We start from the raw sequence: 23,362 nt of genomic DNA, 5'->3' as shown, positions 1-23,362 counted from the left end.
TACGACCGCGGGTGCTCGGCGGCCTCCTTGCGTGGCAGTGGGTCATTCGGCGTCCTCGGCGCGCGTGCGGCGACGGCGCGACATCGTGATCGCGCTCGTCAGCGGCCTCCTCGGCGGTGGTCTGCTCGGCAATGCACCTGCTGTGAGGCTCCAGGATTACTGCTCTGTTCCTGAGGTGGGTTGGGGGATGGGCGGCCTGTGATCACCGCGGTATGCCTTTCGGGGAGAGCACAGATGGGTTCTGTGACCGAGGGTGTTTCGTCGTTGAGGTGCCCGCGCTGGACTGAGCTGCCTCGGCTTCGGGCGGCCGAGTTGCTGGAGTGGCGGCATTTCTAGACCGAGATGGGATGCAGCCCGCGGCAGCGGCTTCGCACCGCGATTCCTTCCCGCTTCGGCGGTCGATCGTGGTGATGAGGACCAAGCGATTCCGTCGGGGGGAGTACGAACGGGACTCCGTGGGCGCCAATCTGCGAGTTGGTGAATCGATTCGGAAAGCATGGGCCCTTTACCGACTGGTGGTCTAGACGTTTCCCTCTTTATGCATTGAGAGCGCTCTCCTTCGGTTGCCCGGTGGGCCGGAGCGGTCCGCCCCTCCAGGAATGAGGAGTTCCATGTCCGCGCGAAACCGTTTCGCGATCGTGGTGGCGACAGCCCTGCCGCCGTTGTCGGCGGCTCCGGCGGCCGTGGCCGAGCAGGGGGGTTCCTTCGACGACTTCTCCGGTTCGACGATCGATCGAAGTGGATGGCCGAGGTGACCGGGGAGAACTTCGGGGCGGTCAACTCCGAGCAGCAGGCTTGGGTCGATTCTCCGGAGACGCGCTACATCCACCAGGACGCCGCTGGTTCCCGGAACGGCGCCCCGACCATTCATCCGCGTTACGGGCCTGGCTGTCAGGCTCCGGACGGCAACGCCTACGACTTCGTCGCCGGGCGGTCGCAGAGCCTGGGCAGGATGAACTTCGCCCACGGCACCTGTTCGGTTCGGCTCGAACTCCCCGAGGGCGCGAGCTCGCCCGGGAAGTCGGGCGATTTCCGCTACCTCGTCGACCGGCTCCGCGTCGAATCCTGAGAAACATCGCTTATTCGGGGATCGTGTCGTTCCACTCGAAACCCGAAAGCGGCGAGAGAAGTCGTGTTTTCGCGGTTTTCCCGTTTTTTCGCAAACGGGAATTCCCGAGCACTGTGACCGATCACCTTCGTAGTTGGAGGATTTTTCGTGTCCACCTCTTCATCCGAGAACCAGGAATCCGGCGGCACCGCGTTCTCCCGCCGAAGCGCCCTCGGCGCGATGGCCGCCGCCGTGGCGACTCCGGCCGTGCTGGCCGGTTCGTCGCAGCGCTCCGCGCAGGCCGCCACGACTACCTCGTCCTCGACCGCCGACGTCGACCTGGGACCGAACGTGCTGGTTTTCGACCCCAGCACCCCCGACATCCAGGCGCGACTGGACCAGATCTTCGCCGAGCAGGAGTCGTCCCAGTTCGGCACGGGCCGCTACCAGCTGTTCTTCAAGCCCGGCACGTACAACGGGCTCAACGCCCAGCTGGGCTTTTACACCACGATCGCGGGTCTGGGGCTGTCTCCCGACGACACGACGATCAACGGTGATGTCACCGTCGACGCCGGCTGGTTCGACGGCAACGCGACGCAGAACTTCTGGCGTTCCGCGGAGAATCTCGCGCTGCGGCCGGTGAGTGGAACGGATCGCTGGGCGGTCGCCCAGGCCGCGCCCTTCCGGCGGATGCACATCAAGGGCGGGCTCAATCTGGCACCGAGCGGGTACGGCTGGGCCAGCGGTGGCTACATCGCCGACAGCCGTATCGACGGCACGGTGTCTCCGTACTCGCAGCAGCAGTGGTACACCCGCGACAGTGCTGTGGGCGGTTGGAGCAACGGCGTGTGGAACATGGTCTTCTCCGGTGTCGCGGGGGCTCCGGCGCAGAGCTTCCCCGAACCGCCGTACACGACGCTGGCGACCACCCCGATCTCGCGGGAGAAGCCGTTCATGTATCTCGACGGCGGCGAGTTCCGGGTCTTCCTGCCCGCGCTGCGTACCGGAGCCAGCGGCACCACGTGGGAGGGCGGTGCGCCCGCGGGCGAGTCGCTGTCGCTGTCGCGGTTCCACATCGTCCGGCCCGGGGAAACCGCGGCCACGATCAACGCCGCGCTCGATCAGGGCAAGCACCTGCTGGTCACGCCAGGCATCTACCACCTCGACCAGCCGATCCGGATCAACCGGGCCAACACCGTGGTCCTCGGGCTCGGCTATGCCACGCTCATTCCGGACAACGGGGTCACGGCCCTGCGGATAGCCGACGTGGACGGGGTGCGGATCGCCGGGCTCCTCGTCGACGCCGGAACCGTCAACTCGGAGACCCTGGTGGAGGTCGGTCCCGAAGGCTCCTCTGCCGACCACGCGGCCAATCCGATCTCGCTGCAGGACCTGTTCGTCCGCATCGGCGGGGCAGGGGCCGGTAAGGCTACCACCAGCGTGGTGGTCAACGCCCACGACACGCTCATCGACCACACCTGGCTCTGGCGCGCCGACCACGGCAGCGGCGTCGGCTGGGAAACCAACCGCGCCGACTACGGCCTGATCGTCAACGGTGACAACGTGCTGGCCACCGGCCTGTTCGCCGAGCACTTCAACAAGTACGACGTGCAGTGGTACGGAGAGTACGGCCGGACCGTGTTCTTCCAGAACGAGAAGGCCTACGACGCCCCCGACCAGGCAGCGATCAACCACGACGGGATCCGCGGCTACGCCGCCTACAAGGTCGGCGACTCCGTGACGACCCACGAGGGTTGGGGGATGGGCAGCTACTGCAACTACACCACGGACCCGACCATCCGCCAGGGGCGCGGCTTCACCGCACCGAACACGCCGGGCGTGGTCTTCCACGACCTGCTCGTCGTCTCACTCGGTGGCAAGGGGCAATACGACCACGTCATCAACGACACCGGAGCCGCCACCTCCGGATCGGACACCGTGCCCTCCACCGTCATCTCCTACCCCTGACGGACAGGACTCCGCACAACACGGGCACCACGCCGAAACAATGTGCGAGCGTGCCGCGAGTCATCATCTCGCGGCACGCTCGCACCTCCTCGGGGGCTACCAACCCGCCCCGGCCAGACCCCCGAGGACATCGGGACCGGGTGATCACCCGCGAGCGGGTGGAACGGTCGAGGAACACGGGCGCTTTTGACACCATCGTGGCCTTTCACGCGGGCCGTATCTTCCCGTGGAAGACGTTGAGGAATACAGCACACCGATGTGCCTGAGGAGTAACGGATACTCGCCAAACCCAAGAACCCGCCGTGACCAGGAGTAGTGCTGCTGAGGGCGAGTACGGGTCATGTTCGTTGGGGGCATCCGATTATTGGTCGGCCCCTGAGCTGCGATGTTGTCAATAGTGCTCATGTTGGGATGCCGGCTACCTCGAGATGTCAGGAGGGGTCGACCGAGAGCGTGCAGCAAGACGTCGTCCAGCTTCCGGCAATCGGACGCGGGTGGATAGTGTGTATCTCGCCCCTCCGACACACTGTCAGGGGAAAATTCCCCGATGTGCGAGGTTCGTAGGTCTGTTCTCGTGGCACCGCGGATGCCGCCTTTTCTCATGTCTTGACGCGCTGGCTGTGCGTGGGGCGTGCTGTGGCCAACGGTGTGGTGGATCGGCGTGGTTGAGTCGCTCGTGTCCGCGGTGATTCTCGGTGTGGGGCGTGGTGAGTCCGCCCGGAGCCCGGTGGGGTGTCGCCGCGTGTGTTTCCGGTGTGAGGCCCCGGTGGCACTGGCAGCTTGCCCCCGTGTCTTCAGGGGGAATTCACGTGAACGCTCCTGCGATGGGAGATCGATCGTCAGCTGAGCTTTTGGACGTGGGTGTTGTTGGCGGTGAGGGTGGTGCCGTCCGGGCGTTGCAGGTGCAGTGTCGGTACCGGTGTGCCGGTCTCGTCGTCGACCAGTACCGAGTGAGGCTCGCCGGTGTCGAAAGCGTGTGCTTCGCCCCATTGCCGTAGGGCCACCATGGCGGTGAACAGCTGTTCACCGGAGTTGGTGAGGACGTATTCCTGCCGTTTGCCCGACGCGGCGGTCTGTCGGTCGAGGATGCCGTGGGCGACGAGCCGGCGGAGCCGGTCGCTCAGGATGTTCTTGGCGACACCGAGGTTGCGCTGGAAATCGGTGAACGCCCGGGTCCCGTCGAAGGAGTCGCGGAGGATCAGCAGGCTCCACCTGTCCCCGACGAGGTCCACGGCGCGCGCGAGAGCGCAGGGAGGGTCGGACCACCCGTCGGAGGGCGCGGCTGGGTGTCCTGACCCGGCGGGTGCTGTGGTCACGGCAGACCCCCAAACAGGTCGGTTGCATATTGCTACCTTTACAGCTACATTCCGATTGGTTTCATACTACTACCGATTGGAGTGAGGGTGCCGTCCTCGGCGTCTACCGCGCCCGCCGCGCTCCTTACCCGGCCACGCCTGCTGTTGCTGGCCGTGTTGTGCGGGGTGTCGGTGGCCAACGTCTACTACGCACAGCCCCTGCTCGAACGCATGGGTTCCGACCTGTCGATCTCGACCGGACAGGTGGGCTGGGTGGTGGCCCTCGGACAGGCCGGTTACCTGGTCGGCCTCGCCGCGCTCGTCCCGCTGGGGGACTGGCTGAACCGCCGGATGCTCATTCCGGCGCATCTGCTGCTGATCGCGGTGGGCACCACGGTGGCGGCGCTCTCGACGACTGCCGCGGTCCTCTATGTCGGAGTGGCGATCGCCGGTCTCTTCGCCGTGGTCGTGCAGACCGCGGTCGCCTACACCGCGGCGAAGTCCCCTCCCGAACACCGCGGCCGCAACATCGGGATCATTACCTCCGGAGTGGTGGTCGGGATCATCCTGGCCCGCACCGTCGCCGGTTTCATCGCCGACGTGGCCGGTTGGCGCGCCGTCTACGCGGCCGCGGCCGTCATGGCCGTGATCATGGCTGTCCTGATCTGGACGGCTCTGCCCGACGATCAACCGAGTCGGGCCCCACGCTCGTACGGGTCCGCGGTCGCCTCGATCCTCGTTCTCGGAGCGACCGACCGGGTGTTCCGGACTCGCTCGCTCATCACGTTCTTCCTGTTCGCCTCCTTCGGTGTGCTCTGGAGCGGACTGGCCTTGCCGCTGAGCAACGCGCCCTGGCACCTTTCCCCGGCTCAGATCGGTCTGTTCGGGTTCGCCGGGCTGGCCGGGACTCTCGGTGCGGCACGGGCCGGTCGGTGGGCCGATCGCGGGCATTCAGGTGTGGTCACAGTGGTGTCGTTGATCGTGCTGATCGCTTCGTGGTGGTTCATCGGACAGGCCGAATGGTCGTTGTGGCTCGTGGTTCTGGGCGCGGTGCTGCTCGACTTCGCCGTCCAAGCCGTGCACGTCACCAACCAGAACCTCGTCGTCGCCCGGGATCCGGACTCGAGCAGCAGGATCATCGGCGCCTACATGATCTTTTACTCCCTGGGATCAGCCCTGGGCGCCGTCACAGCGTCGAGTCTCTACGACAGCATGGGGTGGACGGCTGCTTCGGTCGCCGGTGCCTGTTTCGCCTGCGCCGCGCTGGGGATCTGGCTCATCGACCGAGTCGTGCCCGACCATTCAACGCGCCCCGGTGTCGAGCGTGCCCCCGTGTCGGCCTCGGCCGAATGCTGAGCAGTGCTCGAAGAGTGAACCATACGTTGATGCACTCGCCGCCGTAGCTTCAGCGCTGGCGGTTATCGGGTGCCAGCAAGCTGGTGACTTCGACAAACGCCCGTTCGGAGGGCTTGAAGTAGCGGCGGATGTTCTCCGGATTCTCGTGCCGGGATTTCGCTATCAGCAACAACAGGCTAGCGCCCTGCCCACCGAGTCGGGGCAGTGCGGAGTGGCGAAATTCGTGCAGGGTTCCAACCGGTACCAGGACCGCATAGCGCGGTGTGACCATCGAGCAGGACACGGGCCTGGTTCCAGCACAGCCGGCACCAGTGAACCCGGTAACACCCCCGGATCATGCATGACAGGGGGACAAGTCCGGCCGGACTCACAAGCCGGGAACTCCATCGCGGGACCACCCAAAAGGTAATGGGTTCACTTCCGTTCTCGGGCCGCGTGGAATTCGTTCTCAGCGCCCGCGCGGTGACCTTCGAACGAAAGTGGCGACTTCCCGACGTGTCCGCGGTATAGCGTCCATCTAGGACAGTTCCCAGGTCTGCCGGGGCAGTCCGGTGAGGTAGTCGGTCAGGTGGCGCAGGGCTGTTTCACTCGATTCGACGGTGGGAGCGGGTGGGCCGGAGGGAATCCGGCCCAGGGAGGTGGGGAACGGTTCGGCGTTGTCGTAGGCGGCCATGAGGTTGGCGGCACGCTCGATGACGCTGGGCGCCGCGGAGCTGGAGGAGCGGGAGAGGACGGCGGTGAGCACCGTGGAGGCCACCGCGGGGTCGATCAGCCGGGTGTGGAAGATCGTCTGGTCGATGTCGCGCAGTTCTTCGTCGTCCTGGGCGCGGGCGGCAGCGGCGTCGATGGCGATCTCGATGACGCGTTCCATCGGCAGGGCGGCCGGGCCGGCGGTGAGCCAGTGGTCACCGTGCGCCTCGTGGTCGTGGGCGAGGGCGGCCAGCGCGGCGGCGACGGCGTCCCGGGGAACGAGGTCGACACGGGTGCCGGGTGTGCAGGGCAGGAAGGGGAGCTGGCCGGACAGCGCGAAGCCGAGCAGGTAGTGGAACGCCTGGAGCCGCGGGACGTCGCCGATCACGGTGGAGATGCGGGCGATGCAGGCGGGCAGGCCGGATTCGCGGACCAGGGTCTCGCCCGTGGCCTTGGTGGCGGCGTACGCGTCGAAGGGGGTGCCGTCGCCCGCGCGGGCGACGAACGCCGTGGAGCCGTGCACGAGGCGGGCGCCCGCGTCCGCCACGAACCGCAGCACGTGGCCGGTGCCGACGACGTTGACCCGGTGCAGGTGCTCGTGCGAGGCCGAGAAGTTCACGGCCGCCGCGCAGTGCACGACCACGTCGACCTTGGCCGCGAGCTCGCGGTACTCGGCCGGGTGGAGCCCGAGCCAGGGACGGGTCACGTCGCCGCGCACGGATGTGGTATCGACCGGTTTGTGGTGGGTGAGCGCGATGACCTCCTCGGTGCCGTCCAGCTCGCGCAGCAGGGCGGAGCCGACGGCCCCGGAGGCTCCGGTGATCAGAATCATGGGGTCCTCACGGTGGCGGAGTCCTCGTCCCAGCTGACGTCGTCGAGGGTGGTCACCTCGACCGTGCTCGGGTGGACGCCGGCGGTTCGGGCGACGTGGTCCTTGACGGCGATGTGGGCCAGCCAGTCCGCGGCGCGGGTGTCCGCGGGCAGGCCGTAGACGGCGTTGACGGTGCCCGGCACCGTGTCGGCCCGCTCCACGTCGCGCCTGCGCAGCACTCCGTCCGAGCCGATCAGCAGGAGGCGGGAGTCGGGCGCGGCGTCGCGCAGGTAGGCGCGTCGCTCCGGGCCGGAAACCGCGGTCAGGGCTCCGATCGGGATGTGCATGACCACGGTCCGGAAGGCGACCAGCACGTGCTCTCCGCGGCACATCTGGATGTCGATCGCGACGAGGTCGTCGGGCAGCGTGCCGGCGAAACGGGCCTCGACCTCGATCTCGCCGTGGTCGGGCAGGGGCTCGTACACGGTGAGGTGGCTGAGCCGGTGCGGGAACGCCAGTCGGTCGGAGCCGATCGCCGGGTCCCACCGGTGCAGCGCGTCGTGCGGGATGGTGTGCAGCGCTGCGTCCAGCAACCCTTGGTGCAGCGCGCCGCGGGGTACCGACCCGCGTTCGGCGTCGAGGACGCCGCTGGCCCCGGTGGAGCCCATCCGCAGCCTCGTCAGGTACTGGAAACTCGGTCCGTGGAAGAGGTTCGCGTTCTCGTACGGGTCCGGCGCGTCCGCGAGGTTCGCCAGCGGGGTGAAGCGAGCCGGCCGGGGTGGGGGTTCGAAGTCGATCGTCGCGGTGGCCACCGGGACGAATCTGGAGAGCGAACCGGCCTCGTGCCACACCGCGAGCCGCGTCTGCTCGTCGGTGCAGGTGGCACGAAGCCGGACCGGGTCGGCGACGGGCAGCCAGCGCTGCATGCTCAGGTCGCGCAGCACCCGCACCGGGCGTCCGGCGCGGTCCCCGGCGGACCGGGCGAGGAGCTCGGCGGTCGACATCAGCGGCACGGCGGGGACTGTCCAGGTGGGGCAGTGGTCCGCCAGCCACGTGTCCGCCCGAGGGTCGAGCGCGGTGTCGACAATGGAGGGCGAGTCCGGCGCGCCGGGCACCACGCGCACCCGCAGGCAGGGCACGTGGTAGATCTTGCGACCGTCCACCCACAGCCAGGCCTCGGCCTCCGCGTACCCGCCGTCGGGGCTCAGTTCGATGTCCAGCACGTCCAGTTCGACGGTGACGAGCGCGTCGGAGGGCAGGACCTGGCCGCGGTACTTCCACGAGTCGGGCACGACGGGCTCGAGGCGGAACCCGTCGTCGACGCCGCGCTGGATCAGGTAGCAGGACAGGAGCTGGCACATCGCCTCGACACCGAGGGAACCGGGCTGCACCGGGTCGTTGAAGAAGTGCGCTTTGAAGTACCAGGCCTCGGCCCGCACGTCGCACTCGGCGCGTAGCCGTCCGAGTCCGGCCGGGCCGCCGTCGGGCCAGTAGCCGGCGAGCCGGTCGAGCATCAGCAGCATCTGACCGGGCAGGCGGGCGGAGCGCCCGAAGAAGCGGGCGGGGCGGGATCGCAGGTCGACAACGGGGTGTTCGCAGGGTTGGGCGAGGCGGGAGCGGTCGTGGTCGGTCACCGGCAGACCGGTCTGGGTCGTCAACTGCTCCGCCGAGGTCAGGGCGAAGACCGTGGTGCCCTCCAGGGCGGTGACGCCGTCGGCTTCGCAGTGGACCCGGAACGTTTCGATCGTCGTGCCGTCCCAGTGCTCGATGTCGGTGAGCTCGACCGTGGTGCGCAACGAGCCGACGTCGGGGGGCACCTCGCGGACCGTCGAGAGTCGACCGTCGAGGTTGCGGATCCGCAGCTGCTCGTCGGCCGTGCCGCCGTTCATCAGGGCGGTCAGGAAGCCGCAGGGCTGTAGCGCGATCTCCATCAGCACGGCGACCGGCACCGTCCCGCTCTGCTCGCGGAACCACACGTGCCGGGGCACGTCGTACTCGGCGACCAGGCTGCTGCCGAGGCGGAAGTCCCCGTGGGTGACGGACAGCTCGGTGACCCGGGTGAGGAACAGGTACGGCGGTCCGGGCAGCCGTAACGCGTCGTCGCTGGCGTCGGGGAGGATCTCGGCGCGCGGCCCCCAGGCGGCGGTGAGCATCGTGGCGTGGTCGTAGCGGATTCGGCCCGTGCTCGCTGCGGCCGGATCATCGTGGCCGCGCAGGCCCGCCAGTGCGCTGAGCGGGACCGGATCGCCGGTGCGCTGGACCGCGGGTGGTCCGAGGAGCTTCCAGTGCGGCAGGGGGGTGTCGGCGACGAGGTGAACGGCGAGCCCTTCGGCGCACAGCACCACCTGCTCGTCGATCGTGACGACCACGTCCGCGTGGGCGGTCGTGCCGGTGAGCGACCGCACGGTGAGGTGGTACCGGGGTGTGCCGCTCGGTGCGTTGAGCAGGACCCGCAGGCGGGTGGGCGCCTCCGGCAGCGGTTCGAAGCGCCAGCCGTCGTGGTGGATCGTGCTCCCGGTGGCGGCGAGGTGGAACGCCATCGCTTGGAGGCCGCCTTCGAGCAGCGCGGCGGGCGAGTGCCACGTGCTCGGCGGGGTGCGGCCGGTCGCGGTGAGCCCGCGGTCGGGATCGAACGCGGTGACCTCGCGCAGCAGCAGGGTGCGTCGCGACCCGATTCCGGGGGTTCGGACGTGGGCGCGCGTGAGTTCCCACTCGGGGCCGGTGAAGCAGTCGGCCGGGCGGCCCTCGGCGAACGCCGTGACCGCGTCGGTGTCGAACGCGGCACCGGGGTGCTCCGTCGGCAGTGGCACGTCCAAGCCGTCCGACAGGCTGCCGCGCAACGACAGGTGGCCGTCGACCTCGCTTCGCAGCGCCGCTTCGGTGACGGTCAGCGAGCTGAGCAGCTGATCGCCCGGTGCGGGTAGAGCGTGGTGGAAGGTGAGTTCGCCGTCGAGCGCGCCATCGCGCTGTGGCCACAGCGCCAGCGGTTCGTCCAGTACGGCTCCGGCCGTCATCCGGCCGGCCCGGTCGAGATACCAGCCGTCGAGCTCGACGGTGGCCCGGGCCGTGCGGGCCGGTTCGGTGACGGGCTCGACGGCCGTCCCGGTCGCCGTTCCGGTGACCCTCCCGGTGGTGGGCGGGTGAAAGCTCGTCTGAGTGGCCAGGAAGCGCTCGTGGAGCTCGGTGGCCTGCCGCAACTGCTCGGAGATCAGCGCCGCGGCACTCCTCGGGGCCGGTGTCGGCTGGTGGGACCGCGGAGGGCGGGGCATGACCTCGAAGTCCTGGTCATCCATTGGTGGCCTCCCCGAGTCGCGTCAGCGCGCGGCCGGCGGTGAGCAGCACGCGCGGGTCGTCGGCAGGGGAGCTCAGTTCCCGGGCGAAGACGCGCGCTCCGTCTCGCAGGGGGATCAGGTCGACGCCGCCGAGGCGGAACACCTCGGCCAGTTCGGGGGTGACCATGCCGCCTTCCCACGGTCCCCACAGCAGCGAGCGGACCACCGCTTCCGGCCGAGCGTTCTGCTCGGTGGCGAGCACGTGGTTGAGGGTTTCGTTGGCCATCGCGTAGTCGCACTGCCCGGCGTTGCCGGTCGCGGCGACGACCGAGGAGAACACGCACAGCAGTCGCAGCGGGTCCTCGCGGGTGGCGTCCAGCAGTGCTCGCAGCCCGTCGACCTTGGTGCTGAACACGGCCTCGAACTGGCCCTCGGTCTTGTCCTCCACCCGCTGGTCGTTCAGCACCCCGGCCGCGTGGACGATGCCGGTGATCGGTCCCCACTGCTGCCGGACGTCGGCGAGCGCCGTCCGTACGGCGTTTTCGTCCCGGACGTCGACGCGCATGTAGTGGACCTGGTCCAGCCCGTCCACCTCGCGGTCGGAGCCGCGGCCGAGCAGGACGAAGCGTGCGCGGTGCCGGGATCCGAGCTCTCGCAGGGCCGCCGCCGTGACGGCCCCGGTACCGCCGGACACGACGATCACCGGGTCGGTTTCCCAAGCACCGGCCCAGTCATCGGCCGCGGCCGGTTCCGGGGCCTCGGTGGTGTCGAGTGTCCACCGGGTGCCGTCCGCGGCGAGCGCGACGTCGAGGTCCGGGCCTCCGGTGAGCAGTTCGTCGACGAGGGCGGTGGCGGTCTCGGTCGCCGAGCGGTTCGCACGCTGGCAGTCGATGGCCTTGACCGCGGCGAGCGGCCATTCCCAGCGGACGGTGCGGGCGAGTGCGGCCAGGCCGCCGATCCAGGGCCGTTGCGCGTCGCGGTGGCCGAATCCGCCTCCGGTGTCCTGCACGGTGACGAAGACACCGCCCGCGGCGCGCAGCCGGGGCGCGATCGCCTGTGCGGCTCGGAAGGCGTCCCGTTGGATGGCCAGGGCCTCGTCCGCGGACGCGGTCTCGGCCAGTCCGCCGAGCAACACCAGGCCGTCGGCCTCCAGCGTGGTGATGTCGGCCGCGGTGCCGACCCGCGCGTGGACGCCGCGCTCGGTGAGCAGTCGTGCGGTCTCCTCGGCGACTCCGGTTCCGTCGTCGGTGACCAGGACGGTTCCGAGCCCTTGCATGGCGCCGCCCGGTGCGGGCGCGTGCCGCAGCGCCGGCACGTGCCGGTGGATCGTCCCGTCGGGGACGGTGGTGACGGGCTGGGCGGGTGCGTTCAGCAGCTCGCGTAAGCGGTCGGCGATCTCGCCGAGGGTGCGCAGCGTCAGCAGCGGGGTGAGCCGTTCCCGGTCCATTCCCTCCAGTTGCGGGAACATCGGGCGCAGGGCCGAGAGAACCTGCGCGCGGGTGATCGAGTCCAGGCCGAGGTCGGCCTCCAGCTCCATGTGCGGTTCCAGGATCTCCACCGGGTAGCCGGTCTTCTCGGCCACGGCGGCCAGCACCTGGGGTTCCAGTTCCTCGATGTCGCGCGACGGCACGGGTTCCGGGGCCGTGGCGGTCACCGGGGCGACGGAGGCGGCGGGCGGTTCGGAGGTCGCAGGGGGTTCGGGGGACGCGGGTGGCTCGGGCGGTGCGGGTGGTGGGGTGGTGGTCCGGAAGGTCGACGAGGGAGCGGCAGTCTGCCCGAGGCCGTGGCCCGAGGCCGGGTCCAGCGAGGTCAGCGCGTCGATCGACTTCTCGGCCATGCTCAGGTACGCCGCGTGGGCGCGGGCGACCTCCTGCTGGGCTTCGGCGACCGCGCGCAGCGTCTCGTCGTCCTGGCCGCCGGATCCGGTCCCGGACAGCGCAGGGGCCGGTGTGGTCGGCGCGGACTCCGGTGTCGGTGGGTAGGACCCGCCGTGATTGCCTCCGTTGATCATGATGGGCATCGCCGGTCGTGCGGGCTCGGGCTCCTCCGGGCCGTGCCACAGCCCGGCGAAGTCGAGCGGGACGCCGAGCGCGGTGAGCTGTCCGAGCGCGTCGAGCAGCCCGGTCACCCCGTTGGAGCTCGCGCGGTCCAGGGCGATCGCATGGACGTCGGAGAGGTTCTCCTTGACCAGGCTGGTCAACGCGCCCCCCGGGCCCACTTCCAGGAAGATCCGCACCCCGTCGGCATGCATCGCGTGCACCATGTCCGCGAACCGGACCGGTGAGGCGACGTGGTCGGCGATCGCCTGCCGGATCTCGGCCGGCCGCACCGGATGCACGGCTGCCGCGGCGTTGCCGTACACGTTCAGCAGCGGTGCGCGCACCGTCTCCGCGGACAGGAAGTCCCGCAGCGGTTCGGTCGCGGGGGCGACGAGAGGGCTGTGGAAGGCAGCCGAGGTGTCGAGCGTCCGTGCGGTCATTCCGGCCGCGTTGGCGTGCTTGCGCACGAGCGCGCCCGCCTCGGCGGTCGCGGCCACCACGACCTGGCGCGGGCCGTTGTGGTTGGCGATCCAGGCTTGCTCGAGGTTCTGCTGCTCGAGGAGGTTGGTCACCTCGTCCACGCCCGCGTCCAGGGCGATCATGACGCCGGAGCCCTCCCGCATCAGCTCGCCCCGCCGGACGGCGAGCCGCATCAACGTGTCCTCGTCGAACGCGCGTGCCGCGTGCAGCCCCACCAGCTCGCCGAAGCTGTGCCCGGCCACGCAGTCCGGCCGCACCCCCGCGGTCTCCAGCACGTTCAGCAGCGCGAGGCTGTGCGCGGCGATGGCGGGTTGCGCGACGCCGGTGTCGGTGAGCGCGTGCTGCTGTGCCTGCCGCTCGGCGTCGGTGAACACCGGTGGTGGGAAGACCAGCGGTGAGACCTCGTGCCGGTCCCACACCGCGTGGGCCTGGGGGAAGTGCATCGCCAGGTCGGCCCCCATGCCGACGTACTGGGCTCCCTGACCGGGGAAGAGGAACGCTATCCGCCCCGGCGTGCGCCCGACACCGTAGTGCAGGCCGGAGGGCGTCGAGAACGGCTTCGTGCCGACCAGTCCCCGGGCCTGCTCCAGTTTCTGCTCGAGGTCCTCCGTGGACGAGGCGACCACCGCCAGCCGGTGCTCCCGCGTGTGCTGGAAGGCGTTCTGGGAGCGCCGCGCGATCGCCGTGAGGCTTCCCGACAGGTCGAGTGAGAACAGCTCCTGCGGCGTCGCGGCGGACAGCACCACCAGTTCTCCCGGTCGTGCTTCGCAGCGCACCGCGGGGCGGGCTCCCGCCGTTTCGTCGGTGTACTCCTCCAGCGTGACGTGGAAGTTCGAGCCGCCGAAGCCGAAGCTGGACACCGAGGCCCGCCTGGGGTGCTCGGTCGTGTTGATCCAAGGCCGTGCCCGCGTGTTGAGGTAGAGGGGGCTGTTCTCCAGGTTCAGCGCGGGGTTCGGGCGGTCGACCTTGATCGTCGGCGGTAGCACCTTGTGCCGCAGTGCCAGGGCGGTCTTGAGCAGGCCCGCGGCGCCGGCGGCGGCCTTGGTGTGTCCGATCTGGGATTTGACGGACCCGAGCGCGCACCACTGGCGGTCCGTCCGCCCGCTCGCCTCGAACACCGAGTGCAGGGCGGCTGTTTCGGTGGCGTCGCCGGGGGCGGTGCCGGTGCCGTGCGCCTCGACCAGACCGACCGTGTCCGGTCCGTAGCCGGCGGTCTCGTAGGCCCGGCGCAGCGCCCGCGCCTGCCCGGTGTCCAGCGGCGCGTACACCGAGGTGCCGCTGCCGTCCGAGGAGGAGCCGATGCCGCGGATGACGGCGTGCACCCGGTCGCCGTCGCGTTCGGCGTCGGCGAGTCGTTTCAGGGCGAACAGACCGAGGCCCTCGCCCAGCATGGTGCCGTCCGCGTGCTCGTCGAACGGGCGGCAGTCGCCGGTGGGCGAGAGGGCCGGGGTCTTGCTGAAGCACTGGAAGGTCATCGCGTCGTTGAGCGTGTCGACCCCGCCGGTGATCACCATGTCGGAGCGGCCGAGCAGCAGGTCGTCGACCGAGACCGAGAGGGCGGCCAGCGAGCTCGCGCAGGCGGAGTCGACGGTGAAGTTGGTGCCGTGCAGGTCGAAGCGGTTCGCGATCCGCCCGGCGACCACGTTGCTCAGCATGCCGGGGAACGTCGCTTCCTGCCACGGTGGCGAGTACTCGAGGATCCGGTCGCAGACGGCGTCGGCGTCGGCTTCGGACAGTCCACTGTCCAGCAGTGTCCGGCGCCACTGCGGGCGTCCGGACCGCATCGCCATCTCGCCGAGCAGCTGCAGGGAGGCGCAACCGAGGAACACGCTGACCCGTTCGCCGTCGATCTGGCCGAGCCCGGCGTCGGAGAGCCCGGCCAGCAGACGTTCCGCGGCTACCAGGGCCAGCAGTTGGGCGGTGTCGGTGGCGGGCAGGTTGCGGGGCGGCACCCCCAGAGCCATCGGGTCGAACTCGACCTCGGGCAGGAAGGCCCCGCGGCGGGCGTAGGTCTTGTCCTGCGCCTCCGGGGCGGGGTCGTAGAAGTCCTCGATCAGCCAGCGGTCGGCCGGTACGTCGGTCATGAGGTCGCGTCCTTCGACGACGTTGCGCCAGAAGGCGTCCACGTCCGGCGCGCCCGGCATGATCGCGCTGACGCCGACGATCGCGATCCGGTGGTCCATGTTCGTTCTGCCGTTTCTCAAACCAGTGGGCGGGGGCGGAAGTCGAAGGCATCGGAGGGGAGGCGGGCCCCGAGAGTGCGCAGCTGGTGCACGCGGGTGAGCACGGCGGCTCCCTGGAGCAGGTTGCGGGCGAGCTGCGTGACCGTGCGTCCGCCGGGTTCGGCCAGGAAGCTGCCCGCGGTCCAGGTGTTGAACGCTCCGGCGGCGGGGCCGCACCACAGCTGGTAGTCGCTGCGGCGGCCGGGCGTGCCGTCGACCGCCCAGGTGACCGAATTACCCAGGTACCAGCGGAAGATCAGCGCCATCCTGTGCCTGGGGTCCGCCTGCGCCCGGGTGATCTCGCTCGGGCAGCGCTGCGTCCAGTACTCCTCGGTGCGTCGCCACACCTCGTCCAGGCCGGCCCCGAGGACCTCGCGTTCCAACGAGTCCCTGGTCTCGGCGGGGAGCGAGTCCAGCGACGGGTGTTCGAGGTAAAGCTGGTACAGCCGGGCCGCCCGGCCGGCGAACATGGTGCCTCGGCGCAGCACCTGGACCTTGGCGCCGAGTTCGAACATGTCCCCCGCCGGCGCCATCGCCACGTCCGCCACCCCGGCCTGCGCGAGCATGGCCTTCGCCTCGTCGCTTACCGCGGCCTCGCGCGACATCTGGTTCACCGAGCCGGTGAGCACGTAGGCCGCGCCGAGGGAGAACGCCGCGGACACCGCGGCCGGATCGCCGAGTCCGCCCGCCGCGCCCACCCGCACTCCCGGGCTCTTCCGCCGCGCCAGGGACAGGATCGCGGGCAGGATCGACACCAGCGGTCTGCCGTCGGTGTGCCCACCGCTGTCCGCCTCGACGGTGATGTCGTCCGCCACCGGTATCCGGGTGACCAGACGGCCCTCCTCCTCGGTGATCTCGCCGGTGTCCACGAGCCGACGAACCAGCCCGGGAGGGGGCGGCGACATGAACAGCTCGGCCGTCTCCGGGCGTGAGACCTTGGCGAACAGCGCGGTCTTCCGAATGATCCGGCCCGTCGCGTCGGTGCGCAGTCCGGAGGCCGCGCAGCGCACCACCGCGGGGGTGATGTCCAGGAACGCCGACAGGGAGATCTTCGGTACTCCGGCGCGTAACAGGCGCGCCGCGACCGCGTCCTCCATGGCCGCGTCGTCGGGGTGGTGGATGAGGTTGACGCCCCAGTTCCGTCGCCCGGCGAGACGGGTCCGCAGTCGTTCCAGTTCCCGGTCGAGCCGTTCGAGGCCGAGCCCTGCCGCCCCGAAGAAGGCCAGCATCTCCGCCCGCGCCATGGCCTCGACCAGTTCGAGGCCGGTGATGCCGTGCGCCATCTCGCCCGCGACGTAGGGGAACCGCACGTCGTGCGCCTCGGTGAAGCTCTGGTCGCCCAGCCACTCCGGGTACAAGGCCGGCACCGTACCGACAGCTCCCGGAATCGGCCGTTCCGAGAGTCCCAGTGTGCCGTCCCGCTCGTGTGCCACCAAGTGCGCCGGCTTCGTCACCCGTTGGGCGAGTTCGACGAGGCCGGCGCCGTCGAACACTCCTGTCACGGCGTCAGATGCGTCCGAGCGCCAGGTTGCCCGGTGCCTGCGGGTCGATGCTGATGATGAAGTCGGTGACCGCCATCAGGCTCTCGGGGTAGCCGAGGTAACCGTTCTCGTCGGAGTCCATCACCGACCACGCGTGCTCGGCGTGCTCCCGCTCCACGCGCAGCACCTCCGTGACGAGCCGGAGTCCGTCGTCCCGGGTGACCCGTCCGTCGTTGTCCTCGTCAGCCATCGCGAAAGCCAGGTTCGTGACCACGCCGATGTACTGCAGCGTCTTGTCCGGCGTCTCCGCCACGCTGTTCGCCATCACCGTGACGAACTGCTCCCTGTCCAGCCGCTCCGGGTCCGGTACCCACGCGGGTTTGACCACCAGCGCGTGCCAGATCCGGTTCACCGTGGCTTCCAGCTGCTGTGCCCGCGGCGAGTCCTCGGTGTGGCCGGTCAGCCGTGCGAGGCGGTGCGCGAACTGCATCGTGTCGGCGGGCGTCACCGCGCCGTCGCCGTCGTCGTCCAGCACGTCGAACATCCACAGCTGTTTGCGCCGCAGGTACGAGTCCTGGTTCGCCGCCAGTCGCTCCGCCGCGGCGATGGTGGTCGCCGCGTCCGGTTTGGACTCGGCGGCTGTCTCGCCCGCCATGGCCATTCCGGACACGGACCCGGCCGCCACCTCCGCGGTATCGCGCAGTGTCGACCCGTGCGTCACCTCTGTCGTTTCGTCGTCCTTCGGTGCTTCAGCCACCCCGAGCCCTTCGAATTCACGACGTGATCGCTGTCGGAAACGTCGTTCGTGATCTTGCGCCCGGCATGTTAGCAACTCTGCGAGTTATTGATCTTGAAAATGCTCGATCCGGCCATGTGAAAATGAAAACTCTTGCGACGGTTTGATGTGTTTGGTACTGCGAGGCGTTCATGGGATACGCGTGCACCGGCGTCGCGTCGAAATCGTCGAGCCTCGTGCTTTCGGCCGCTGTCGCACGTGGACGATCAGCGGGCTGGTGTGATCGCGGTCTGGTGGTGCCCAGGTGGTGTGGCGGCGGGGCGCAGCGATTCCGAGGGGTGTGCTTTCAGTACGGAGCACGGCACCTGGTGCCGCGTTGAGCAGTCGCCTTTATCACACCTCGCGTGGTGCGAGTTCTCGGGTCAATCCCCATGAAGGTGGTACCTCGGCTGGAGCACCCGTGCGAGCCTGTTGATCATCCGTGCACCCCGGATGGCGGGCAGCGACGGAGACCGGATCGGGGATTGGAGAAGTATGAGCGTTGCAGTCCAGATGGACGGCCTGTTCACCACTGCGAGCCACGATCGCCTTCGTGACGAGGTGCGTCACTTCGCCGAGACCGAAGTGCGCCCGCAAATTCCTGACATGGAGCAGTCTCGGTCGGTCCAGTACAAGCTCTCCCGTCTGATCGCCGAACAGGGCTGGATCGGAGTGACGATCGGGCCCGAGCACGGTGGAATGGGCCTGGGGCACCTGGCGAAGTCCATCATCATCGAAGAGCTCTCGCGGGTCAGTGGAGCGATGGGCGCGATGGTGCAGGCTTCCCAGCTGGGGGTAGCGAAGCTCCTGCACTTCGGGAACGCGGATCAACAGCACCGGTGGCTTCCGGAGATCAGTGCGGGACACTGCTTACCGACCATCGCCGTCACCGAGCCCGACTCCGGCGGCCACGTACTCGGCATGACGGCGGCCGCACGTCGTGAGGGTGACGAGTACGTGCTCAACGGGCACAAGGTCTTCGTGGGCAACAGCCACGTGGGCGACGTGCACGGTGTGGTGGCCCGCACCGGGGAGGGCTCCCGGGGGTTGTCGGCGTTTTTGGTGGAGTCGGACCGGCCCGGCTTCTCCCTCGGGGAGCACCAGGCGTCGATGGGGCTGCACGGGTTCAGCTACGGCGAACTCGTCTTCGACGAGTGCCGCGTCCCGGCCGAGAACCGGCTCGGCGACGAAGGACAGGGCTTGGCGGTGGCCTACAGCTCCAGCATCCTCTACGGGCGGCCCAATCTGACCGCTGTCGCGTTGGGGATCCACCGCGCCTTGGTGGAGGAGACTGTCGACTTCGCGGCGCGGCACTACCGCTACGGCCAACCGTTGTCCCAGCTGCCGACGGTGCAGCAGAAACTGGGGCAGATGCAGTCCCAGCTGATGACGGCCCGGCTGGCCGCTTATCACGCCGCGCACTCGCTGGACAACGCCGTGCCGTGTGATGCGGAGCTGATCAACGCCAAACTCGTCAACGTGGAGTACGCGCTCGACTCGGCACGGACCGCGATGGAGGTGCACGCCGCGTACGGGCTCGGCACCGACAGCCCGGTGGAACGTTACCTCCGCGACGCGCACCACATCTTCGCTCCCGCCGGCACCTCCGACATCCAACGGTTGCGGCTGGCCGAAACGGCCCTGGGGAACTCGCGTACCCCGTGGTCGGAGCGACTGGCCTCGCAGCTCGGTGTCTTTCCACGTTCGAGCTGACGCCGCCGCGGTCGAGATCCGTGTCCGCCGGTATGTACCTACCGCCGCGGACACGGACCCGCAACGGGGCGACGTGTCGACCGGTGCGTCCCGGAGCGTGACCCGCCACTCCCGCATGAGCGCTACGTTGTGCGCTTCTCGGTCGTCACGGCCGCTCGCGGCCGTGTACCAGCTCCATCACCTCGGCCGCGAAGTCTTTGATCGTCTCCAGTTCGCGGCGGCCCCATGAGTGGGTCTCCGGTGCGACGGTGCAGACCGTGCCCAGTGTGAGGCCGGTGTGGTCGATGAGCGGGGCCCCCATGTAGGACCGGATCCCGATCTGATCCACCACGGGATTGCTGGTGAACCGTGGGTAGGAGCAGACATCGCCGAGGACGAGTGGCAGTCCGCGGGACACCACGTGCGGGCAGAAACCGTGGTCTTTCGGCATCTCCCGTCCCGGTGACACGGCCGTTTGTGCCGCTTCCATCGCGGCACTGGTCTGGGACTCGGCTCGCGTGTACAGCCCGGTGAAGTACTGCCGTTGTCCGCTGATGATGTTCACCATCGCGTAGGGGGCGCCCGCGGCGTCGGCGAGCCTGCGCGCGAGGGCATCGAACTGCGGGTCGGGTTCTTCCCGGATGCCGAGTTCTCGCAACCGTTCCATCCGGTGCTGAGCGTTCGGATCCGGTGGGGTGCCTACGAGGCGCATATTGCTGGCGGACATCATGTTCTCCCTGGGGTCAGCCGATGGGGTGTGGTGAGGACGTCGTCGATACGTGTTCGAGCAGCGTGATGAGTGTTCGGGTCGCGGCTTGGGAGTCGCGGGCGTCGCACATCACCAGCGGAACGTTCAGGTGCAGCGCGAGGGCGTTCCGCACCTCGTCGGGGGTGTAGTACATCGCGTTGTCGAATTCGTTGACGGCGACCAGGAAGTAGATACCCCGTTGCTCGAAGAATTCGATCGCTCCGAAACAGTCCTGAAGTCGACGCGTGTCGGCGAGCACTATCGCACCGACGGTGCCGCGGGAGAGCTCGTCCCACATGAACCAGAAGCGGTCCTGGCCCGGAGTGCCGAACAGATACAACGCGATGTTGTCGTCGGGGAAGGTGATGCGGCCGAAATCCATGGCCACCGTGGTGGTGGACTTTCCTTCCACACCGGCCAGACTGTCCGTGTCGACACTGGCCGTGGTGAGGTGCTCCTCGGTGTTCAACGGCTCGATCTCACTGGACGCGCCGACGAAGGTTGTCTTCCCGGCGCCGAATCCGCCCGCGACGAGAATTTTGAGCTGCCAGGGGAATGCGTCAGAGTCGGTTTCTAAGCCCATGGAGTACCTTCTCGATCAGGTCCGGGGTGACGTCAGCGGTCGCGGTTGGATCGTGAGTGGTTACCGCACCGGTGCCGATGAGATCGGAAAGCAGAATTTTGACGACCACCGCGGGTTGCCGCAAGTGTCCTGCTACCTCGGCGACAGTGGTCGGGGAACGGCACAGCAGCAACGTCTGGGAGTGCTCGGGTCCCAGCACGTCGTGGGACACCTGCCCCGTGCTGCGCACCATGGACAGCAGGTCCAGTGGCGCACTGGGGTGGGTGCGCCCGTTGGTGACCAGGTAGGGCCGTATCCCCTGTTCCCGCGGCGGGTGACCGTTGAATGCGCTCATACCGACCGACTCTCCTCCGCCGGGGAACGTCGTGACGGCGTGGCCAGACTGCTGGGCACTTTCCTGCCGAGCTGCTGCATCTCGTAGCTGAGAACCCCGGCGTTGACCGTGCTGTCGGCCAGGACGGCGAGGATGCTGCCTGAGCTGGCGGCCGTGATCGCCAGGATACTGCCGTCACCGAGTTCGGCATTGGCCTGGCGCATCCCGTGCCCACCCCCGAAGCATTTGCCCACTTCCTGGACCAGCGAGCACAGGGGACTGGCCAGGGAAGCCAGCCGGTCCGCGTCATCGCGCTCCAGACCATGGTAGAACCGCGGGATCGCATCGGTGGACAGTAAGAGGGCGCTTCGGGTGTGGGGAACCTGGTTGACCAGGTTCGCGAGTAGCCAGGTCAGATCCTGTGGTTGGGTCACGGTCGACTCCTTGGGGCGTTTCAGGCGGACGTCGAAGGGTTTCGCCGATCTTCTGACGAAGCTGACTGGTCGGACTCGGACTGGCTGAAGGCGCTCAACAGCCCCGTGTTGTGGCCGGGGATCGGGGTGACGCTCTCCTGTCGTGTCCGCAACTCTTCCGGAAGGTTGTCCGTGCCGGGCCTGCGTTGCGGAAGCTGTGACGCGTCACCTCGACGGCGCTCCCCGCCCGTGGGTGGGCTCGTCGTCTCCGCCGATGGGGGAGCGGTCCGCGCCGGCGGTGGTGTCGACGCCGGTTCAGAAGTGGGTGGTGCCGGTGTGTGTCTTTCGGGCGAAGGTTCGGCAGCGGGCGCTGCTACGTCGCCGGTCCATTGCATCCGACTGGGAGAGTGAGCACGGGAAACCGGCGGTGGTGGCCCGCCGGAAGGTGGCGGCGTGGGCGTCAGCTCTTGGGCAGTTGGACCGGGCTGCGCGGGTTCCGGGGGCGAGGTGGTGAGCAAGCTGTCCGGCAGCAGGACGACCGCTTCCATCCCTCCGTAGATGCTGCTTTGCAGGCGGACCCTGATGTTGTAGCGCTGCGCGAGGACTCGGACCACCGACAACCCGATCCGTCCGTCCGCGAGAAGCTCGTCGAGGTCGACCCGATCGGCGTCCTCGAGCAGGCGGTTGTACCGGTGGATCTCATCGCTCGTCATACCAAGACCACGGTCCTGGATCTCGATGGCCACGCCGGCCGTGACGGTTTCGGTCCGCACCACCACAGGAGTGTTGTTACTGGAGAATTGGGTGGCGTTTTCCAGCAGCTCCGCCAGCAGGTGAATCACCTCAGCGGTGGCGGGCCCTTTCAGTGTTCCCTCCACCGCGGTCATCTTCACCCGGGAGTAGTGCTCGATCTCAGCCACGGCGGAGCGCAATACTGTCTGGAGGCTCACGTCCTCCTGTGTTTGTCGCTGCGGCGCTTTACCACCGAGTATGGCCAGACTTTCCGCCTGGCGGCGAGACAGGTTGACGAGGTGGTCCACGCGGAACAGGCGCGCGAGAAGATCAGGGTCTTCCACCTGGTGTTCGGCTTCGTCGATTTCGGTGATCGCTCGGTCGGCCATGGCCTCCAGCCCCCGTGCCAACTTGGCGAACGCGGCCTGGAGCGCGTCGTTGCCGTACGACGGGGAGAAGAGCTCATCGGCTGCGGAGCCCGTGTCAGCAGCGGTGGCGGCAGCGTCAACTCTGGCCGCCTCGTGTCTGACCGCCTCGCGCTTCCGCAGGAGTTGTTCGACACCGTTCCTGGTCCGCTTGAGGGCGATGAAACCGACCAGCAGTGCCGCCGCGATCGCCAACGCACAAAGGGCGAGTGCGGCTCCCGGGAACGAACGATCGACGGTCACCAGCATAGCCGTGACAGCACCCAGCACGAGGAGTAACGGCACCACCGGCAGCAGGGCAAGCCACAGCATGCGGTTCCGTAGATCCGCGGCAGCTTGATCCGAACAGCTCTCAGGACCATCGTCCTCAAGGCAGCCGGCAGTAGGTAACAGTGCAGACATCAAGGTCCTCTAAGCAGCGATGTGCAACGGACGGGTGGTACGGCGTCATATTTGAATCGATGAACGTGGCATCTCCGGCTCACCCTGTTCCACGTATCCGCACACGGTGCCACCGACCATGTCCGCCACTCCTCGCAGCTCCATTGCATGGATTATCCTGTGTGATCTTGCGAAAGCAGATCGTACCTCAGCCAGGTGTACGTAGTCGGATCCTCCACATGGAGCAATCACGAACTTGTGACTGAGCAGGTCACGGTGCACATTCGGGGCAGTAAGATTCACCCTGTGGGGTGACTTAAGGCAGTGTCTCATTTGGTGAGTTCTTTGTAGCGGGCGAGGGCGGCGGCGAAGATGGGGAAGCTGGGGCGGAGTTCGGCGCGGAGTTCCCAGCGTTCGGCCAACCGTCGGAACCGGTGCGGTAGCGCGGGGCGTGCTCGACGAACCAGCGAGCGGCCTGGTTGCTTTCGCGGGGTTCGCGTCGACCGATGAACGGCTGGATGCCCTGCTGGCGTGGCTGGGCACGGAGCGGATACACCGACCACCACCCCTACCAGGGCGTCGAACACTCGAACGGGCTTTCCTTCCCTCGAGCACGAAACGGATGGGGCGAAGCTGCC

At 68.5% G+C, this 23,362-nt stretch carries 17 protein-coding genes; 5 read left to right on the top strand and 12 right to left on the bottom strand.

What is annotated here, in order from left to right; genetic code table 11:
* Positions 1-611 precede the first annotated feature (611 nt).
* The 3 genes from J2S53_RS06885 (at position 612) to J2S53_RS06875 (ending at position 3,016) form a co-directional block, all read left to right on the top strand.
* Positions 612-755 (top strand): hypothetical protein, encoded by a 144-nt coding sequence (locus J2S53_RS06885; protein ID WP_456240295.1) that lies wholly within the window; start codon positions 612-614, stop codon positions 753-755.
* Positions 743-1,069 carry a hypothetical protein gene (locus J2S53_RS06880; protein WP_456240294.1) on the top strand — a complete coding sequence of 109 codons (327 nt, stop codon included), beginning with the start codon at positions 743-745 and terminating at the stop codon, positions 1,067-1,069. Before J2S53_RS06885 ends, J2S53_RS06880 begins: the two co-directional genes overlap by 13 nt.
* A 219-nt stretch (positions 1,070-1,288) precedes the next feature.
* Positions 1,289-3,016, top strand: coding sequence for a coagulation factor 5/8 type domain-containing protein (locus J2S53_RS06875; RefSeq protein WP_456242726.1), 1,728 nt, complete (start codon positions 1,289-1,291; stop codon positions 3,014-3,016).
* Between the two features lie 839 nt (positions 3,017-3,855).
* Here the strand turns inward: J2S53_RS06875 and J2S53_RS06870 are convergent.
* Positions 3,856-4,332, bottom strand: a complete 477-nt coding sequence (locus tag J2S53_RS06870; protein ID WP_456240293.1) for a winged helix-turn-helix transcriptional regulator — start codon at positions 4,330-4,332, stop codon at positions 3,856-3,858.
* Positions 4,333-4,419: 87 nt separating this feature from the next.
* Here J2S53_RS06870 and J2S53_RS06865 point away from each other — a divergent pair, with 87 nt between their 5' ends.
* A complete protein-coding gene (locus J2S53_RS06865; protein ID WP_456240292.1) occupies positions 4,420-5,667 on the top strand; it encodes an MFS transporter in 1,248 nt (415 codons plus the stop codon).
* A gap of 49 nt (positions 5,668-5,716) precedes the next feature.
* On the opposite strand, the gene J2S53_RS06860 is transcribed toward J2S53_RS06865, so the two are convergent.
* From J2S53_RS06860 to J2S53_RS06835, 6 genes are all read right to left on the bottom strand, one after another.
* On the bottom strand, positions 5,717-5,950 hold the full coding sequence (locus tag J2S53_RS06860; RefSeq protein ID WP_456240291.1) for a hypothetical protein: 234 nt from the start codon (positions 5,948-5,950) through the stop codon (positions 5,717-5,719).
* A 234-nt stretch (positions 5,951-6,184) separates the two neighbouring features.
* Positions 6,185-7,189 carry an SDR family oxidoreductase gene (locus J2S53_RS06855; RefSeq protein WP_456240290.1) on the bottom strand — a complete coding sequence of 335 codons (1,005 nt, stop codon included), beginning with the start codon at positions 7,187-7,189 and terminating at the stop codon, positions 6,185-6,187.
* Positions 7,186-10,461 (bottom strand): polyketide synthase dehydratase domain-containing protein, encoded by a 3,276-nt coding sequence (locus J2S53_RS06850; RefSeq protein WP_456240289.1) that lies wholly within the window; start codon positions 10,459-10,461, stop codon positions 7,186-7,188. Before J2S53_RS06850 ends, J2S53_RS06855 begins: the two co-directional genes overlap by 4 nt.
* Complete coding sequence (locus J2S53_RS06845; protein WP_456240288.1) at positions 10,454-15,142, bottom strand: type I polyketide synthase; 4,689 nt, start codon at positions 15,140-15,142, stop codon at positions 10,454-10,456. The genes J2S53_RS06850 and J2S53_RS06845 overlap by 8 nt, the downstream gene beginning before the upstream one ends.
* A gap of 17 nt (positions 15,143-15,159) precedes the next feature.
* Positions 15,160-16,674 (bottom strand): PfaD family polyunsaturated fatty acid/polyketide biosynthesis protein, encoded by a 1,515-nt coding sequence (locus J2S53_RS06840; RefSeq protein ID WP_456242725.1) that lies wholly within the window; start codon positions 16,672-16,674, stop codon positions 15,160-15,162.
* Positions 16,675-16,687: 13 nt separating this feature from the next.
* A complete protein-coding gene (locus J2S53_RS06835) occupies positions 16,688-17,419 on the bottom strand; it encodes an EF-hand domain-containing protein (RefSeq protein ID WP_456240287.1) in 732 nt (243 codons plus the stop codon).
* A 531-nt stretch (positions 17,420-17,950) separates the two neighbouring features.
* Here J2S53_RS06835 and J2S53_RS06830 point away from each other — a divergent pair.
* Positions 17,951-19,150: an acyl-CoA dehydrogenase family protein gene (locus J2S53_RS06830; protein ID WP_456242724.1), complete on the top strand. Its 1,200-nt coding sequence runs from the start codon at positions 17,951-17,953 to the stop codon at positions 19,148-19,150.
* A gap of 145 nt (positions 19,151-19,295) precedes the next feature.
* Here the strand turns inward: J2S53_RS06830 and J2S53_RS06825 are convergent, their stop codons facing one another.
* From J2S53_RS06825 to J2S53_RS06805, 5 genes are read right to left on the bottom strand one after another with little or no spacing between them, the layout of a single operon-like run.
* The gene (locus J2S53_RS06825) at positions 19,296-19,856 is read right to left on the bottom strand and encodes a GAF domain-containing protein (protein WP_456240286.1); all 561 of its coding nucleotides are present in this window, start codon (positions 19,854-19,856) and stop codon (positions 19,296-19,298) included.
* Between the two features lie 16 nt (positions 19,857-19,872).
* A complete protein-coding gene (locus tag J2S53_RS06820; RefSeq protein WP_456240285.1) occupies positions 19,873-20,460 on the bottom strand; it encodes a GTP-binding protein in 588 nt (195 codons plus the stop codon).
* Entirely contained in the window at positions 20,438-20,794 is a 357-nt protein-coding gene (locus tag J2S53_RS06815) for a DUF742 domain-containing protein (protein WP_456240284.1), read from the bottom strand. The genes J2S53_RS06820 and J2S53_RS06815 overlap by 23 nt, the downstream gene beginning before the upstream one ends.
* Positions 20,791-21,207, bottom strand: a complete 417-nt coding sequence (locus tag J2S53_RS06810; RefSeq protein ID WP_456240283.1) for a roadblock/LC7 domain-containing protein — start codon at positions 21,205-21,207, stop codon at positions 20,791-20,793. Before J2S53_RS06810 ends, J2S53_RS06815 begins: the two co-directional genes overlap by 4 nt.
* A gap of 20 nt (positions 21,208-21,227) precedes the next feature.
* Positions 21,228-22,745 carry a sensor histidine kinase gene (locus tag J2S53_RS06805; protein ID WP_456242723.1) on the bottom strand — a complete coding sequence of 506 codons (1,518 nt, stop codon included), beginning with the start codon at positions 22,743-22,745 and terminating at the stop codon, positions 21,228-21,230.
* Positions 22,746-23,362 lie beyond the last annotated feature (617 nt).

It is taken from the genome of Actinopolyspora lacussalsi (assembly GCA_030803735.1).
Taxonomy (GTDB): domain Bacteria; phylum Actinomycetota; class Actinomycetes; order Mycobacteriales; family Pseudonocardiaceae; genus Actinopolyspora; species Actinopolyspora lacussalsi.
The sequence above is the reverse complement of the archived record's forward strand: the minus strand, read 5'-3'. Positions and strand labels throughout refer to the sequence as shown.

Bases quoted from the DNA above. Each gene is read 5' to 3' on its own strand.
- J2S53_RS06830 (WP_456242724.1), top strand. From the start codon at position 17,951: ATGGACGGCCTGTTCACCACTGCGAGCCACGATCGCCTTCGTGACGAG.
- J2S53_RS06815 (WP_456240284.1), bottom strand. From the start codon at position 20,794: ATGAGCGCATTCAACGGTCACCCGCCGCGGGAACAGGGGATACGGCCC.
- J2S53_RS06850 (WP_456240289.1), bottom strand. From the start codon at position 10,461: ATGGATGACCAGGACTTCGAGGTCATGCCCCGCCCTCCGCGGTCCCAC.
- J2S53_RS06880 (WP_456240294.1), top strand. From the start codon at position 743: ATGGCCGAGGTGACCGGGGAGAACTTCGGGGCGGTCAACTCCGAGCAG.
- J2S53_RS06875 (WP_456242726.1), top strand. From the start codon at position 1,289: ATGGCCGCCGCCGTGGCGACTCCGGCCGTGCTGGCCGGTTCGTCGCAG.
- J2S53_RS06855 (WP_456240290.1), bottom strand. From the start codon at position 7,189: ATGATTCTGATCACCGGAGCCTCCGGGGCCGTCGGCTCCGCCCTGCTG.
- J2S53_RS06820 (WP_456240285.1), bottom strand. From the start codon at position 20,460: ATGGGCTTAGAAACCGACTCTGACGCATTCCCCTGGCAGCTCAAAATT.
- J2S53_RS06885 (WP_456240295.1), top strand. From the start codon at position 612: ATGTCCGCGCGAAACCGTTTCGCGATCGTGGTGGCGACAGCCCTGCCG.
- J2S53_RS06805 (WP_456242723.1), bottom strand. From the start codon at position 22,745: ATGTCTGCACTGTTACCTACTGCCGGCTGCCTTGAGGACGATGGTCCT.
- J2S53_RS06825 (WP_456240286.1), bottom strand. From the start codon at position 19,856: ATGTCCGCCAGCAATATGCGCCTCGTAGGCACCCCACCGGATCCGAAC.
- J2S53_RS06845 (WP_456240288.1), bottom strand. From the start codon at position 15,142: ATGGACCACCGGATCGCGATCGTCGGCGTCAGCGCGATCATGCCGGGC.